Here is a 1,048-nt window from a genome sequence, read left to right on the forward strand (position 1 = left end):
TGATTATAAAACCATTGCCACCGTGTAGCATAGTCTTGTAATTCATCCAGTGATGAAAACAAGTATTGCCCTAACCACTCATAGCGGACTGTCCGATTATAACGCTCAATGTAAGCATTTTGCTGCGGATTACCTGGCTGGATAAAGTTTATTTTGATATCTTGCAGATTAGCCCATGATATCAATATATTACTGGTGTATTCTGGCCCATTATCACAGCGTATGGAAACCGGTTTTCCTTTCCACTCAATAAGTTGCTCTAGTACTCTTACAACCCGACTCGCCGGCAGGGAAAAATCCACTTCAATAGCTAATGCTTCACGATTAAAATCATCGATGATATTCAATAAACGGACTGAGCGCCCATCCGACAGTTGATCATGCATAAAGTCCATTGACCAACATTCATTGCTCGTTTCGGGTACCGTCAGTGGCTCGGGCTTATCCCGTTTTAGGCGTTTCTTCGGCTTTATTCGCATGTTCAGTGACAACGCACAATAAATTCGGTAAACCCTTTTGTGGTTAAATCTTAAGTTTTTTACGTTTCGAAGGAATAAAAAGCACAAGCCAAATCCCCAGTTGCGCTGGCTATCAGTGATGCGTATCAGCCAGTCAGCTATTGCTTCATTTTCTTTACTCAGTTTAGCTTGATAATGATAGCAACTTTCGCTCACTACAAATAACTGGCAGGCAAAACGTACGCTGATATTCCGTATTTTGACAGCTTCTTGCGCCATCCGCTTTCGATGCGATGGCTTCACCACTTTTTTGCCATAGCTTCCTGAATGATCTCAGCTTTCAACCTTTCTTCTGCATACATTTTTTTGAGGCGGCGATTTTCCTCTTCCAGTTCTTTCAAGCGGGTCATCATGGAAGCATCCATCCCACCAAAGCGTGAGCGCCACTTATAAAAACTGGCGTTGCTCATACCATGTTCGCGGCACAGTTCAGAAACAGGCGTTCCCGCCTCAGCTTGCTTAAGGATGGTGATAATTTGGCTATCGGTAAAACGTGCTTTTTTCATAGAGATCTCCTCAGTTCAGATTAC

Annotated in this window: 1 protein-coding gene; it reads right to left on the bottom strand. The window is 43.0% G+C overall.

Annotated features, from left to right (window positions below; translation table 11 throughout):
- Positions 1-1,024, bottom strand: a protein-coding gene (locus PR709_RS13965; protein WP_272570948.1) for an IS3 family transposase whose coding sequence is annotated in 2 segments (ribosomal slippage) — positions 1-772 and positions 772-1,024 — 1,025 coding nt annotated over the 2 segments. Because the reading frame shifts where the segments join, the coding sequence is not laid out codon by codon here. This gene is flagged as partial in the annotation.
- Positions 1,025-1,048 lie beyond the last annotated feature (24 nt).

The sequence above is a fragment of the Providencia sp. PROV267 genome, from assembly GCF_028477825.1.
Taxonomy (GTDB): domain Bacteria; phylum Pseudomonadota; class Gammaproteobacteria; order Enterobacterales; family Enterobacteriaceae; genus Providencia; species Providencia stuartii.